Origin of the sequence: Stenotrophomonas sp. 3diitr2024, from assembly GCF_042136455.1 — a bacterium.
Classification (GTDB): Bacteria; Pseudomonadota; Gammaproteobacteria; order Xanthomonadales; family Xanthomonadaceae; genus Stenotrophomonas; species Stenotrophomonas sepilia.
In genome coordinates, this window is the sequence record NZ_JBHHMJ010000487.1 from 1 (window position 1) to 12,686 (window position 12,686).

A 12,686-nucleotide genomic window follows, 5' to 3' on the forward strand; every position below is an offset into this window, starting at 1 on the left:
AGCCGCTTTGGCTTTGGCGTTGGCCTCTGCAGGTGCAGGGCTGCAAGCCCTGCACAACAACTACGTCACCCAGCCTGCAATCACCAGCAACGCGAGGATCGCCAGCCACAGCAGCAGCATCCGCCACACCAGGCTCATCGCATCACGCAGGTCCGGCAGCCGCTGCCACACCGGCAACAGCCCCGCCTCGGTGTAATCGTGCGCGTCCTCGCGCAGCTCGGCGTTGACGCTGGCCCGCGCCACCGCGCCCAGGAACCCGATGGAGCCGGCCAGGCGTTCGCCATGGGCCTGGCGCCAGGCCTTCCACGCCGTATCGAAGTTGCCGACCAGCGCCATCGAGAACGCCATCAGTTGCGCTACCGGCCACTCGATCCAGCCCAGCAGGCGCTGCGCCAGCGCCAGCGGCTCCACCGGCACGCGTGCACGCATCGGGCTTTCCGCCATCAACGCCAGCAAGCGGTAGCCCAGCGCACCGGCCGGGCCCAGCAGCAGGAACCAGAACAGCACCGCGAACCAGCGACGCAGCGCATTGAGCACGGTCGCCTCGACCAGCGACGGCACGTCTTCGCGCAGGCTGCCACCGGCGGCCTGCAGGTTGCGCACGGCTGCCTGCCGCGTCGCGGCGTCGTCCGCATCAATGATCGCTTCGATATCCCGATCCAGGTCACGCGGCCCCCAGCACCAGGCCAGCACGGCCACACCCAGCAGCAGCGACGGCAGGCCGAACAGCACTCCGCGCAGCAGCCACGCCAGCAGCCCCATCAGCAGCAACGGCGGCAGCAGCGCCAGCGCCACTCCAGCCGGTCCCTGCCAGGCCTTGCCACCACGCGCGTCCAGCCAGCCCAGCCAGCGCCGGAAGCCGTCGAAACGGCGCATCGAGGCGGCAGCGGCCGGGGCAACGTGGCCCAGGGCCAGCGCCACCAGCACGGCGGCCAGAGTGGTGAACATGGCAGGTCTCCCTACGAAACAGAACGCTCGGCGCCGCTACCTTACCTGTCGCAGCGGTGCCCTCGCGGGTGAACCGGACTGTAACCCGGGCCGTGTTCAGGTGGCGGCAATACAGCTGCCACGATCGGCCCGGCCGAAACGCCGGCTCAGCCTCGCTGCTGGCGGTACCAGTGTTCGATCAGGCTCCGCGAAATCGAGATCGGTGGCGACAGGCGGATGCCCTGGCCGTCGTCCTCCACATCGCGCGCCAACGCGGCGCCGACCTCGTCGGCACTGAACCAGCGCGCGTCTTCCAGCTCGCCATCCACGGTCGGCAGGTCGTCTTGCGCCTGTGCACGGAAGCCGACCATCAGCGCGCCGGGGAACGGCCACGGCTGCGAACCGAGGTACTGGCAGGCGGTCACCCGCACCTTGCTCTCCTCATGGACTTCGCGCACCACGGTCTGCTCGAAGGTCTCGCCAGGTTCGACGAAGCCGGCCAGCACCGAGTAACGGCGCGGGGCCCAGTTCGACTGTCGGCCCAGCAGCAGCCGGCCCTGGTTTTCCACGGCGACGATCACCGCCGGATCGACGCGCGGATAGTGTTCGGTGGAACACTGCGCGCAACGGCCGACGAAGCCGCCACGGGCAAACGCCACCGCGCCGCCGCATACGCCGCAGAAGCGGGTGCGCGAGTGCCAGTAGGACATGCCACGGGCATAGCTGAAAGCGGTGGCATCGGCCATCGGCCACAACAACGCAGCCTGGCGCAGATCCAGTCGGCGTGGCGCGCTCACGGTGACATTGGTGGCTTCGACCGAGAACCATGCCTGATCACCGCGCAGCCCCAGGAAAACTGCGGCGCCCGGGCCACCGCCGACGTCGGCGCCGGTCAGCGCCAGCGGCTGGTCGTCATCGCCGGTGAAGGCGCTGCCATCGTGATCGAGGACGAGGATGCGCGCGCCCGGCCACAGGCGCGCCAGTGCATCGGCATCTTCGCGCAGGGCATCGGCGCGCTCCAACGGTTCGCCAACGAAGGCAAAACCGGAAAGCGGCGAAGGAGTATTGGGCATCCGCCAAGCGTGCCGCCAATCGATGCAGGTGGCAAGCCGCAGGCTTTGCGGAAACCGCCTGTGGGTGTGGAGCTTGCTCCACACACCTTGTCGCGCGGGACACAGGCCCCGCGCCCTGCTTACATGCTGAAACTGCTGCCGCAGCCGCAGGTGGTCTTTGCGTTCGGGTTGCGGATCACGAACTGGGCACCCGTCAGGCTCTCGGTGTAATCCACCTCCGCGCCCATCAGGTACTGCAGGCTCAGCGGGTCGACCAGCAGGGTCACCCCGCTGGTCTGTACCGCCAGGTCATCCTCGGCACGGTTCTCGTCGAACTCGAACCCGTACTGGAAGCCCGAACAGCCGCCTCCCTCGATGTACACACGCAGGGCCAGGTCGGGGTTGCCCTCTTCCTGGATCAGGGATTTGACCTTGGCGGCCGCCGACTCAGTGAAGTTCAGCGGGCGCTCCAGCGATTGGTAATCGGGCGCGGCAACCGGGGTGGCGCCGGGCAGGGAGACTAGCGTGCTCATGCTGCCAGCATGGGGGTGCCGACGACGGCTTTCAAGCCATCGCCTCGGCCAGCTTGCGACGCGCGGCGGTATCGCCCTTGCCATCATGGGCGTCTTCGCCTTCCGGCGCCGGCAAGGCTGCCATCGGGGCGCTGGCATGGATCAGGCGGCCGTTCAGCTGCGCGCCCGCGTTCATCTCCACCACCTGGTAATGGACGTTGCCATTGACCCGTGCGCTCGGGGTCAACTCGACCTTCTCGGTGGCGTGTACATCGCCGTCCAGGCGGCCGCTGATGACCACCACCTGGGCCCGGATCTCACCTTCGATCACGCCGTGCTCGGCAACCGTCAGGGTCGCACCACTGGCGCCTTCGGCGGCGATCACCTTGCCGTGGATGCGGCCTTCCACATACAGGCCACCACTGAATTCCACATCCCCGCGGATCACCACCTGGTTGCCGATCAGGGCATCCACCACCAGCTGGCCTTCACGGTTGGATTTGCTGCTTCCGAACATCTGCCTACTCCCCTTTGCTGGCCGGCGCACCGGCCTGTTTCCAGTCGAATACCTGGGTGGTACCCCCCGTACCACTCCCCAATGTCACCCGCACGCGTTGCGGGGTGAAGTCAGCCGGCAGCATCACGCTGCCGGTGAGCTGCTGGAAGTACCGGAACGAGTAGTCCTGTCCCGGCACCTTGCTGCGCTGGTGCAGATCATCCCAGCTGATCGTGGCCAGCTTGCCGTTCTTCACGCCTTCCACGGTGAAGCGCATCTGCCCCTGGCTGATGGCCCCGCGGTTGAGGTTCTGGGTCAGCACGGCGGTGTACTGCCAGGTGCCGGCCGCTTCCGGGCTGAACTCGATCGAATGGGTGTTCAGGCCCTTGCGCTGGCTGGTCGAGCCGACCAGCCGCTCATAGAAGGCAACATCGGCGCGCAGCCCGGCGATTTCCTCATCGCGCTCGGCCAACGAGGACTGCACCTCGGTATTGGCGGCACGGCTGATGCGGTCGGAGGCTTCCAGCGTGGCCTGCTTCTGGCGCAGCTCGGTCAGCTGCGCCTGCAGCGCCTCGGCACGCTTCTCGGCGGCCTGCAGGCGCTGGCCCTGGGCATCGCGCGGGGTGGACATCCAGCAGCCGCCAAGCACCGCCAGCACCAGGCTGAGCAGCCAGATACCGCCGATCACCAGCAGGCGGCGACGGTCGGCAGGCGGTTGCGGCGCGCCGGGCAGGCGGACCTGCACGCGCATGGGAGGACGGTTGGTCATGGGTGGTTTCCGGGGTATCGCAAGGGCGACACCGGTACGGCCCCTGTGGCAAACGACGGGCTAGTGTATGACAGGACGGGTGGGTTTCCTGCGCAGTGGCCGGCTACGGTCTGTGGCGTTCAGGCACGCCATCGTCGATAGTGTGGCCCCCTGCACAGTTCCGTCGCCGGAGCACCGCCATGACCGAAGCCCACCTGTTCGTGATCGGCATCCTGCTGGCCTGGCTGGCCGGTATCCGCGTCTACCTCACCGTGTTCGGTGTCGGCCTGGCCGGGCTGCTTGGCTGGGTCGACCTCCCCCCCGCCCTGCAGGCCACCGAATCCTGGTGGGTGCTGGGCACCTCGGCGGCGCTGGCGGTGGCCGAATTCTTCGCCGACAAGATCCCTGGCGTGGATTCGGTGTGGGACCTGGTGCAGACGCTCGCGCGCGTACCGGCCGGCGCATTCCTTGCGGCGGCCACGCTGTCGCCGGATGGCCAGCTGGGCACCGGTGCGCTCGCCGCCGGCGCCGGCGTCGCCCTGGCCAGCCATGGCCTGAAGGCCGGTACCCGCGCCCTGCTCAACACCTCGCCGGAACCGGCCAGCAACTGGGTCGCCTCTGCGGCCGAAGACACCGTCGTGATCGGTGGCCTGGCCCTCGCCCTGGCACACCCGTGGATCGCGTTGATCGTGGTGCTGGCCTGCAGCCTGGCCGGTGCGCTGCTGGTGTGGCTGGTCTGGCGCGCCCTGTGGAAGGGCGTGCGCTGGCTGGCGCGCGGTGCATCGGCAGCACCGCCAGGGCACAGCGGTACCGGCTGAGCGCCGGGCTTGTCGCATAATGGACGCGAACACCAGGAGCACCGATGGCCGCAAACGAATCCCCCGCGGGCGCCCGCCCGGGACGCGCTGAAACCCCTCCGGCCGACCATTGGCAACGCTGGGCCCCCGAGACGGCACCTCCGGCCGTGGACCCACCGATGGCGGCGACCCCATCCCCTGTCGCGGCCGATGCGTCCACGCCGGCCAACAGCGCGCCGCCGCCGCTGCCCGGCCCGATCGCACTGGCCGACGCCGGCAACAACGATCTGGCCCCGTCGCCATCGGACTCGCCCTACCGCGTGCTGATCGTTGAAGACGATCGGGCGCAGGCCCTGTTCGCGCAGAGCGTGCTGCACGGCGCCGGCATGCAGGCGATCGTCCACAACGATGCCGATGCCGCGCTGCAGGCCATCAAGGAGCATCGCCCCGACCTGATCCTGATGGATCTTCACCTTCCCGGCCTGGACGGCATGCGCCTGACCGCGCTGATCCGCCAGCAGCCCGGCCTGCAGCTGCTTCCGATCGTGTTCCTCAGCGGTGATCCGGATCCGGAGCGCCAGTTCGAAGTCCTCGACAGCGGCGCGGACGACTACCTGAGCAAACCGATCCGGCCCCGCCACCTGATCGCAGCGGTGGCCAACCGCATCCGCCGCGCACGAGCCCAGGCCGCGACCCTGCCCGGCGCCACCGGCGCACCGGCCACCAGCAATCCGGAAACCGGCCTGCCGACGCGCCACCACGTGCTGCAGCAGCTCAACACCGCACTCGCCCACCGCGATCAGGGCGGCGTGTTCTTCATCGAAGTGGCCAGCGCGCTGGGCCTGCGCGAACGCTATGGCTATGCCGCGTTTGAACGGCTGATGGTGCAGGCCGGGCAGCGCCTGGCCGAAGCCGGCCATCCGCACCTGCTGGCACGCCTGAACGACAACAGCTTCCTGCTGCTGGCCCGCAGCGCCGACGAGGACGCCCTTGAAAGCATCGCTGCCAGCCTGCGCGAGCAGCTGTCGGCACGTGCCTTCGTGATCCGCGACGACGAATCCGTGCACCTGCGCGGCGTAGTTGGCTATGCACCGCTGTCACCGGGCTTCGAGGATGCCAACAGTGCGTTGGAAGCCGTCGAGCGCACCACCCTGCAGGCGCGCCTGCTCAGCGCCGGGGTGGCCGGCCATGTGCACCGCCAGGCAGTCACCGAACAGGAACACCTGGCGCTGCTGGAAGGACAGCTGGAACTGGCCTATCAGCCGATCGTCGCTGTTGCCGGCGGCAACACCGCGCAGTACCAGTTGCTGTTGCGCCTTCGCCAGGCCGACGGCACCGTGCTGGCGGCCGGGCAGGTGATCCCGGCCGCGGAAGCCGCGGGCCGCATCGCCGATCTCGACCAGCAGGTGATGGACCACGCGCTGGGGCTGCTGGACCTGTACCGCCACGCGACGCAGCCACTGAACCTGTTCGTCTCGCAGTCGCTGCGCACCCTGCAGCGCGACGCCTTCGCCGACTGGCTGCTGGAATCACTGCAGCAGCGCGACCTGCCGGGCAGTGCACTGGTGATCGACGTGCGCCTGCCGGACGCACTGATCCACACCGTGCCGCTGCAGCAGTTCTGCCAGCGCATGGCCAGTGCCGGGGTGCGCTTCTGCCTGAGCCAGTTCGAACCCAGCGGCGAGGCCGATGCCCTGCTGAACCAGCTGCCGCTGTCGTTCGTGCGCATGGCTGCGCGCTTTTCCAGCAGCCACGCCAATCCGGCCACGCGCGAGGAGCTGCGCAAGGCGATCGATCAGGCCCATGCCGCCGGGCTGCAGATCATCGGCCAGCAGATCGAGGATCCGCAGGCTGCGGCGGCGATGTGGGTCGGCGGCGTCGACTACATCCAGGGCAACATGGTGCAGTCGGCCGGCAGCGACCTGAACTTCGACTTCCACAACGCGGTGCTCTGACGTGCCGCTGTGGGGCGTGCTGCTGGTTGCCCTCGCCGCGGCCACCATCGCGCTGATGGTGCTGGGCCTGCGGCTTCGCGCGCGCGACCGTGCGCTGGCGCAGCTGCAGCGCACGCACGGAGCGCTGGCCGCTGAACGGGACCAGCTACGCTATACCACTGAACGCCAGGGCCAGCTGGAACAACAGCTGCTGCAGGCCAAGCAGGCCGCCGAGGCGGCCGTGCTGGCCAAGGGCGAGTTCCTGGCCACGATGAGCCATGAGATCCGCACCCCGCTCAATGGCATCCTGCCGATGCTGGAGCTGATCGCACGCGGGCCACTGAGCGAGGACCAGCGGCAGATGCTGGCCACCGCCTCGGCCAGCTCGCAGCAGCTGCTGCGCATCGTCGACGACATCCTCGACTACTCCCGGCTGGAAGCACAGGCGCTGGAGCTGGAAATCACCAGCTTCAACCTGCGCGATCTGCTCGATGGCGTGGTGCAGCTGATGCAGCGCGCCGCCGACGCCAAGGGCCTGGCACTGGGCCTGCAGCTGGATCCATCGGTGCGCCTGCCGGTGCGCGGCGACCCGGTGCGCCTGCGCCAGGTGCTGAGCAACCTGCTGGCCAATGCGATCAAGTTCACCGCCCGCGGCCAGGTGCAGCTGCGCGTGCTGCGCCTGGGCGAAGGTGCCGCGCAGCACCAGCTGCGCTTCGAGATCATCGATACCGGCATCGGCATCGACGACGCGCTGCAGGCACGCCTGTTCCAGTCTTTCAGCCAGGCCGACGCATCCACCACGCGCATCTACGGCGGCACCGGCCTGGGCCTGGCCATCTGCAAGCGCATCATCGACCTGATGCATGGGCGTATTGGTGTGCAGTCCACGCCCGGCCAGGGTGCTACGTTCTGGTTCGAGATCCCGCTGCTGAAGGTTCCTGGCGACCTGCCGGCGATGACGCGCGCGCCGGCACCGCTGCTGCTGTTCAGTGCCGATGCATCGCTGCAGGCACGCATCGAGCGCATCGCTGCCCACCATGGACTGCAGGTGCAGGTGCTGGCGCAACTGGACAGCGTGGTCGAGCGCCTGCGCGCTCCCGCGCGGCCCGGAAAACCGGCACCCGCCTGGCTGCTGGTCGATGCGCGCGCACGCCGCAACGGCGAGGCCACGCTGCAGCTCGCACTGGGGGAACGCGGCGACGACGATGCACTGCAGGTACTGTGGCTGCAGGAGGATGCGATTGCGCAACGCCCCCGCCAGCGCCAGCTGCCCTCCCACTTCGACGACGCCGCCCTGCATGCACTGCTGGCGGCACCGGTCGCCTCTGCCCGCCCCGCTGCGCTGCTGGCCAGCGCGGAACACGAGCAACCGGCTGCCACGCTGCCGCCGCTGCATCTGCGCGTGCTGGTGGTGGAGGACAATACGGTGAACAGGATGGTGGCCGAGCAGCTGCTGCGGGTGTTCCAGTGCGAGGTGCGCAACGCCGCCGATGGCGAACAGGCCCTGGCCGCCCTCCGCGAAGGCGGGCTGGACATCGTGCTGATGGATTGCCAGATGCCAGTGCTGGACGGCTACGCCGCCACGCGCCGCTGGCGCGCCGAAGAAGCGGAAACCGGGCATGCGCGATTGCCGATCATCGCGATGACCGCCAATGCGATGGCCGGCGACCGCGAGCGCTGCCTGCAGGCCGGCATGGACGATTACCTGTCCAAGCCGATCGCGCGCGCCACGCTGCATGCGCTGCTGCAGCGCTGGGGTGGCGGTAAAGCTGCAGCACCTGCACGGCCTTCTGTAGAGCCGGGCCATGCCCGGCTGACGGCCAATTGCAGTCGCACGCCATCAGCCGAGCATGGCTCGGCTCTACCGAATCCGGAAAAGCAGGTGGCGCCAGCACCACAACCGGTGCTCGACCGCGATGTGCTGGATGAACTGCACGCGGTGATCGGCGATGCTGCCACCCAGATCGTCACGGTATTTCTTGAAGATGCGCCGGCGATGGTGCAGCAGTTGCAGCTGGCCGCGCGGAACAGCGATGAACCGCGCATGCAGGCCGTCGCGCACAGCCTGAAATCATCAAGCGCGAACGTGGGGGCGTTGTCGCTGTCGGCGATCGCGCAGCGGATCGAGCACGAGACCCGTAGTGGCAGCCTGCAGCGCCCCGCAGTGGCGGTAGCGCTGCTGGTTGCGGAATTCGCCCGGGCGCGCGTTGCACTGACGGGCTACCTGGCACAGCATCGCGCCGGCCAGGCCCGCTGATTCACTCTTCCAGCTTGCTCAGCAGGTACTTCGGCTCGCCGATACGCTCGATCAGGTCGAGCTGGGTTTCCAGCCAGTCGATGTGTTCTTCCTCCGAGTCGAGGATCTTCACGAACAGCTGGCGGCTGACATAGTCGCCGACCGAATCGGAATAGGCCACCGCCTCGCGCAGGGTGACCACGCCATCGCGTTCCAGCGACAGGTCGCACTGCAGGATTTCAGTCGGGTTCTCGCCGATGCGCAGCTTGCCCAGCGCCTGGAAGTTCGGCAGGCCTTCGAGGAACAGGATGCGGTCGGCGAGCATGTCGGCATGCTTCATCTCGTCGATCGATTCCTTGTACTCGTGTTCGGCCAGTTCCTTGATGCCCCAGTTCTTCAGCATCTTGGCGTGCAGGAAGTACTGGTTGATCGCGGTCAGCTCGTTGTAGAGGACCTTGTTGAGGAATTCGATGACCTTGGTGTCGCCCTTCATGGGGATGCTCCTGCACGCTGAAAACGCAGGCACTGTAACGCCTTGCGTGCGGTGGTGAAGGAACGCGAATCGTGCGCATTGGCCTGCGCGGCTGCAGGTGAAGGACGCGAAAGCGCGGCGTCAACGCGCCGCGAGGAAACGATCAGGCAACCTGGGCCAGGCCCAATACCGGCAGCGGCAGATCCTGCGTCGCGCGTGCCTTGGCCAGCAGGTCGCCGGCCATGTCCAGGCAGGAACCGCAGGTGGCACCGCAACCGGTCCGCATGGTCAGTTCGGCCACCGTGCTGACACCATGGTTGGCGGCTTCGCGGATCTGGTGGTCGGTGACTCCGTTGCAGATGCAGACGTACACAGGCGGGAACCGGGCTGGCAGGCCAGAAGCGGCCTGTTGCCTATTCCAATGGAAACGAGAATGGTTGTCAATCAGAGACCTGAACCATTCTCGATACCGTTCACAGTCGGATTGACCGGCCCGCCGGACAGCCCGGTCCTGCTGGAAACAGCCGGCGGGGACGCGTTGTGACGGATCGGCCCGCAGCCTGCGTGGGCTCCCATTCAAACCGCCCCGGACTCCCCCTTGGCCTTGCGCGGCCAGTAGCCGCCGCGCTTGGGCGTGCGCTTCCGGGGCCTGTCGTGGCCGGCCGCGTGGCCCGGCATCCAGGCCTCGGCGGCACTCTTGGGCATGGCGCTGACGCCCTGCCCGGCCACCCCACGCGCCAACGGCGCCAGGTGTCGCAGCGCGCGCGCATAGACGCCACGCTTGAACATCACTACGTGCTCCACCGGGTACCAGAAGTCCACCCACCGCCAGTGGTCGAACTCGGGCGAGTCGGTATGGTCCAGCTGCACATGCGATTCATCGCCGGTCAGGCGCAGCAGGAACCAGACCTGCTTCTGCCCGATGCAGACCTGCCGTTCATTGCGGCGGATGGCCCGCGCCGGCAGCTTGTAGCGCAGCCAGCCGGGCGTCGCCCCGAGCACTTCCACGTGCTCAGGCAGCAGGCCGGTCTCTTCCTGCAGTTCACGATACATGGCCTCGACAGGCGTCTCGTCGGTGTTCATGCCACCCTGCGGGAACTGCCAGCCGTCCCGGCGCACGCGTCGTGCCCAGAACACCTGGCCGTCCTGCCGCATCAGCACGATGCCGACGTTCGGTCGATAGCCGTCCGGATCGATCACGATGCGGACTCCTAAGAAAATCTACTGGTCGGGACTATCCCATGCCCTCTGTCGGCCCACAAGCACGGCACAAAAGTGTTGACAGGGCCGATACACATCCGCAGAATAGCGGGCTCACCAAGGCTATGTAGCTCAGCCGGTTAGAGCACAGCACTCATAATGCTGGGGTCGGTGGTTCGAGTCCACCCATAGCCACCACACTGAAAATCACGTTGTTTTTCAGTGTGAAAAGTGAGAAAATAGTTGCACGTTTTGCCCCGTCGCCAAGCGGTAAGGCACCTGACTCTGACTCAGGCATTCGGTGGTTCGAATCCATCCGGGGCAGCCAAATTAAAAGCAAAAGGCCAGATCGAAAGATCTGGCCTTTTGCTTTTAATTTGGTCGCGCATTCCACCTGATCCCTGCGCCTGTCGGCGCGCCCCCTTGAACATCAAGGGGGCTCTCCTCCAGAGAGGGGTCCGGGGTCGGATCCTTTTCCAAAGGAAAAGGCTCTGACCCCACCCCATCGCCGGCCACTGGCCGGCAACCTCGAAATGCACAGCCCCAGAACGACAAAAGCCCGGCCGAAGCCGGGCTTTTGCTTTCCCATCCAGCGGGCTCCCGAAGGAGCCCAACCAGGCGCGGTAGATCAGCGCTTGGAGAACTGGGTGGCGCGGCGGGCCTTGTGCAGACCAACCTTCTTACGCTCGACTTCACGGGCGTCACGGGTCATGAAGCCAGCCTTGCGCAGCTCGGACTTCAGGGTTTCGTCGTACTCGACCAGAGCACGGGCGATGCCCAGACGGATCGCACCGGCCTGGCCGGTGGTGCCGCCGCCAGCGGCGGTGACCAGGATGTCAAAGCTTTCGGTGTTCTTGGTCAGCTCGAGCGGCTGGCGCACGATCATGCGCGCGGTCTCACGACCAAAGAACTCGTCCAGCGGACGACCGTTGACGGTGATGTTGCCCGAACCCTTGCGCAGGAACACGCGAGCGGTGGAGGACTTGCGGCGGCCAGTGCCGTAGTTTTGAGTGATAGCCATGATTAGATATCCAGAACCTGCGGCTGCTGTGCGGCGTGCGGATGCTCAGTGCCGGCGTAGACCTTGAGCTTGCGGTACATCTGGCGACCCAGCGGGCCCTTCGGCAGCATGCCCTTGACGGCGATCTCGATCACGCGCTCCGGGTGGCGCTCCAGCGCCTGGGCCAGGGACTCGGTCTTCAGGTTGCCGATGTAACCGGTGAAACGGTGATACATCTTGTCCTGCAGCTTCTTGCCGGTGACGGCAATCTTTTCTGCATTGATGACGACCAGGTAGTCGCCGGTATCAACGTGCGGGGTGTAGACCGGCTTGTGCTTGCCACGCAGACGGCGGGCCAGCTCGGTGGCGAGACGGCCCAGGGTCTTGCCCTCGGCGTCGACGAGGTACCAGTCGCGCTGGACGGTCTCGTTCTTGGCAGTGAAAGTGCTCATGAAGAACTCTATGTTAGGTCGGGCTCATTGCGGCGAACGGCTCGCCGGAACTCTGCCACGCGTTGTGAAAGGTGAAGCGTAAGAGGCGGGATTGTACGCAGGTCAAGCCCCCGGTGCAAGCCGGCCATGTCCCGGGTTGGCAGGGGGCCGGAGCCGGGGGAGAATCGAGGGGTCTTCCGTCCCACCGCGTACCGCCATGACCGTGCTCCGCCAGACCACACCGCTGGACCATCTGCTGACCGAAGCGCAGCGCGCCTTGGACACGGTGTTCGGCAACCCGCCGGCAGCCCGCCCCTACCCGGCCGCGGACACCAGCGAGCCGGGCATGGACAACGCTGAACGCCGCCACGCGGCCGGGCTGATGCGGATCAACCACGTCGGCGAAGTCTGCGCACAGGGCCTGTATTTCGGGCAGGCCGCCGTGGCCCGCGACCCTGCCACGCGTGAACACCTGCTGGAAGCGGCCCAGGAGGAGACCGACCACCTGGCGTGGTGTGCCACCCGGCTGGGCGAGCTGGACAGCCGCCCGAGCCTGTTCAACCCGCTGTGGTACGCCGGCAGCTACACCATCGGCACCCTGGCCGGGCTGCGCGGCGACGGCTGGAACCTCGGCTTCGTGGTCGAAACCGAGCGCCAGGTGGAAGCCCATCTGGACGAGCACCTGGTCGATCTGCCGGCCGGCGACCTGCGCAGCCGTGCGGTCATCGAGGTGATGAAGGAAGACGAAGCCCGCCATGCGGAGCACGCCGAGCAGGCCGGCGCACGCCGCCTGCCGTTCCCGATCCCGGGCGTGATGGCGCTGGCCTCCAGGGTGATGAAGACCATCGCCTACCGCATTTGAAGGGTCGCCCGCACCAACG

At 67.3% G+C, this 12,686-nt stretch carries 14 protein-coding genes and 2 tRNA genes; 6 read left to right on the forward strand and 10 right to left on the reverse strand.

The genetic code is table 11. The features are described from left to right. Positions 1-60: 60 nt before the first annotated feature. The 5 genes from ampE to ABGA94_RS12400 all read right to left on the reverse strand — a co-directional run bounded on the left by ampE (position 61) and on the right by ABGA94_RS12400 (position 3,756). A complete protein-coding gene (ampE, locus tag ABGA94_RS12380; RefSeq protein ID WP_005419787.1) occupies positions 61-948 on the reverse strand; it encodes a regulatory signaling modulator protein AmpE in 888 nt (295 codons plus the stop codon). A gap of 146 nt (positions 949-1,094) precedes the next feature. Next, positions 1,095-2,000, reverse strand: coding sequence for an NAD(+) diphosphatase (nudC, locus tag ABGA94_RS12385; protein ID WP_069140032.1), 906 nt, complete (start codon positions 1,998-2,000; stop codon positions 1,095-1,097). Positions 2,001-2,119: 119 nt separating this feature from the next. Beyond that, complete coding sequence (gene erpA / locus ABGA94_RS12390; protein WP_005419789.1) at positions 2,120-2,512, reverse strand: iron-sulfur cluster insertion protein ErpA; 393 nt, start codon at positions 2,510-2,512, stop codon at positions 2,120-2,122. Positions 2,513-2,543: 31 nt separating this feature from the next. Beyond that, positions 2,544-3,008: a polymer-forming cytoskeletal protein gene (locus ABGA94_RS12395; RefSeq protein ID WP_053497672.1), complete on the reverse strand. Its 465-nt coding sequence runs from the start codon at positions 3,006-3,008 to the stop codon at positions 2,544-2,546. A gap of 4 nt (positions 3,009-3,012) precedes the next feature. Then, positions 3,013-3,756, reverse strand: a complete 744-nt coding sequence (locus ABGA94_RS12400) for a DUF6776 family protein (RefSeq protein ID WP_111129504.1) — start codon at positions 3,754-3,756, stop codon at positions 3,013-3,015. Between the two features lie 179 nt (positions 3,757-3,935). Between ABGA94_RS12400 and ABGA94_RS12405 the strand changes: the two genes are divergently transcribed. Genes ABGA94_RS12405 through ABGA94_RS12415 form a run of 3 tightly spaced genes read left to right on the forward strand, consistent with a single transcriptional unit; the run spans position 3,936 to position 8,723 of the window. Next, on the forward strand, positions 3,936-4,553 hold the full coding sequence (locus ABGA94_RS12405) for a DUF4126 domain-containing protein (RefSeq protein ID WP_053497674.1): 618 nt from the start codon (positions 3,936-3,938) through the stop codon (positions 4,551-4,553). Positions 4,554-4,597: 44 nt separating this feature from the next. After that, the gene (locus ABGA94_RS12410) at positions 4,598-6,487 is read left to right on the forward strand and encodes an EAL domain-containing protein (protein WP_032954585.1); all 1,890 of its coding nucleotides are present in this window, start codon (positions 4,598-4,600) and stop codon (positions 6,485-6,487) included. Position 6,488: 1 nt separating this feature from the next. Beyond that, entirely contained in the window at positions 6,489-8,723 is a 2,235-nt protein-coding gene (locus ABGA94_RS12415; RefSeq protein ID WP_188238946.1) for an ATP-binding protein, read from the forward strand. A 1-nt stretch (position 8,724) separates the two neighbouring features. Here ABGA94_RS12415 and bfr read toward each other — a convergent pair whose 3' ends face one another. The 3 genes from bfr to ABGA94_RS12430 form a co-directional block, all read right to left on the reverse strand. Then, positions 8,725-9,195: a bacterioferritin gene (bfr, locus tag ABGA94_RS12420; RefSeq protein WP_005419804.1), complete on the reverse strand. Its 471-nt coding sequence runs from the start codon at positions 9,193-9,195 to the stop codon at positions 8,725-8,727. A gap of 142 nt (positions 9,196-9,337) precedes the next feature. After that, positions 9,338-9,547 carry a bacterioferritin-associated ferredoxin gene (locus ABGA94_RS12425; protein ID WP_005419807.1) on the reverse strand — a complete coding sequence of 70 codons (210 nt, stop codon included), beginning with the start codon at positions 9,545-9,547 and terminating at the stop codon, positions 9,338-9,340. A gap of 203 nt (positions 9,548-9,750) precedes the next feature. After that, entirely contained in the window at positions 9,751-10,374 is a 624-nt protein-coding gene (locus ABGA94_RS12430) for an RNA pyrophosphohydrolase (RefSeq protein WP_005419809.1), read from the reverse strand. Positions 10,375-10,495: 121 nt separating this feature from the next. On the opposite strand from ABGA94_RS12430, the gene ABGA94_RS12435 reads away from it, so the two are divergent. Together ABGA94_RS12435 and ABGA94_RS12440 are read left to right on the forward strand one after the other, a co-directional pair. Then, positions 10,496-10,572 (forward strand) — tRNA-Met (locus tag ABGA94_RS12435). Positions 10,573-10,627: 55 nt separating this feature from the next. After that, positions 10,628-10,702: transfer RNA gene (locus ABGA94_RS12440), tRNA-Gln, on the forward strand. 300 nt (positions 10,703-11,002) lie between these two features. On the opposite strand, the gene rpsI is transcribed toward ABGA94_RS12440, so the two are convergent. Both rpsI and rplM read right to left on the reverse strand, forming a co-directional pair. Beyond that, complete coding sequence (gene rpsI, locus ABGA94_RS12445) at positions 11,003-11,395, reverse strand: 30S ribosomal protein S9 (protein WP_005411311.1); 393 nt, start codon at positions 11,393-11,395, stop codon at positions 11,003-11,005. Positions 11,396-11,397: 2 nt separating this feature from the next. Next, complete coding sequence (gene rplM / locus ABGA94_RS12450; protein ID WP_005414692.1) at positions 11,398-11,826, reverse strand: 50S ribosomal protein L13; 429 nt, start codon at positions 11,824-11,826, stop codon at positions 11,398-11,400. 196 nt (positions 11,827-12,022) lie between these two features. Here rplM and coq7 point away from each other — a divergent pair, with 196 nt between their 5' ends. Then, positions 12,023-12,667: a 2-polyprenyl-3-methyl-6-methoxy-1,4-benzoquinone monooxygenase gene (gene coq7 / locus ABGA94_RS12455; protein ID WP_005419813.1), complete on the forward strand. Its 645-nt coding sequence runs from the start codon at positions 12,023-12,025 to the stop codon at positions 12,665-12,667. Positions 12,668-12,686: the final 19 nt, after the last annotated feature.

What these genes read in the sequence shown, in the direction of transcription:
- ampE (WP_005419787.1), bottom strand. Translation starts at nt 948, where the DNA reads ATGTTCACCACTCTGGCCGCCGTGCTGGTGGCGCTGGCCCTGGGCCAC.
- nudC (WP_069140032.1), bottom strand. Translation starts at nt 2,000, where the DNA reads ATGCCCAATACTCCTTCGCCGCTTTCCGGTTTTGCCTTCGTTGGCGAA.
- erpA (WP_005419789.1), bottom strand. Translation starts at nt 2,512, where the DNA reads ATGAGCACGCTAGTCTCCCTGCCCGGCGCCACCCCGGTTGCCGCGCCC.
- ABGA94_RS12395 (WP_053497672.1), bottom strand. Translation starts at nt 3,008, where the DNA reads ATGTTCGGAAGCAGCAAATCCAACCGTGAAGGCCAGCTGGTGGTGGAT.
- ABGA94_RS12400 (WP_111129504.1), bottom strand. Translation starts at nt 3,756, where the DNA reads ATGACCAACCGTCCTCCCATGCGCGTGCAGGTCCGCCTGCCCGGCGCG.
- ABGA94_RS12405 (WP_053497674.1), top strand. Translation starts at nt 3,936, where the DNA reads ATGACCGAAGCCCACCTGTTCGTGATCGGCATCCTGCTGGCCTGGCTG.
- ABGA94_RS12410 (WP_032954585.1), top strand. Translation starts at nt 4,598, where the DNA reads ATGGCCGCAAACGAATCCCCCGCGGGCGCCCGCCCGGGACGCGCTGAA.
- bfr (WP_005419804.1), bottom strand. Translation starts at nt 9,195, where the DNA reads ATGAAGGGCGACACCAAGGTCATCGAATTCCTCAACAAGGTCCTCTAC.
- rpsI (WP_005411311.1), bottom strand. Translation starts at nt 11,395, where the DNA reads ATGGCTATCACTCAAAACTACGGCACTGGCCGCCGCAAGTCCTCCACC.
- rplM (WP_005414692.1), bottom strand. Translation starts at nt 11,826, where the DNA reads ATGAGCACTTTCACTGCCAAGAACGAGACCGTCCAGCGCGACTGGTAC.
- coq7 (WP_005419813.1), top strand. Translation starts at nt 12,023, where the DNA reads ATGACCGTGCTCCGCCAGACCACACCGCTGGACCATCTGCTGACCGAA.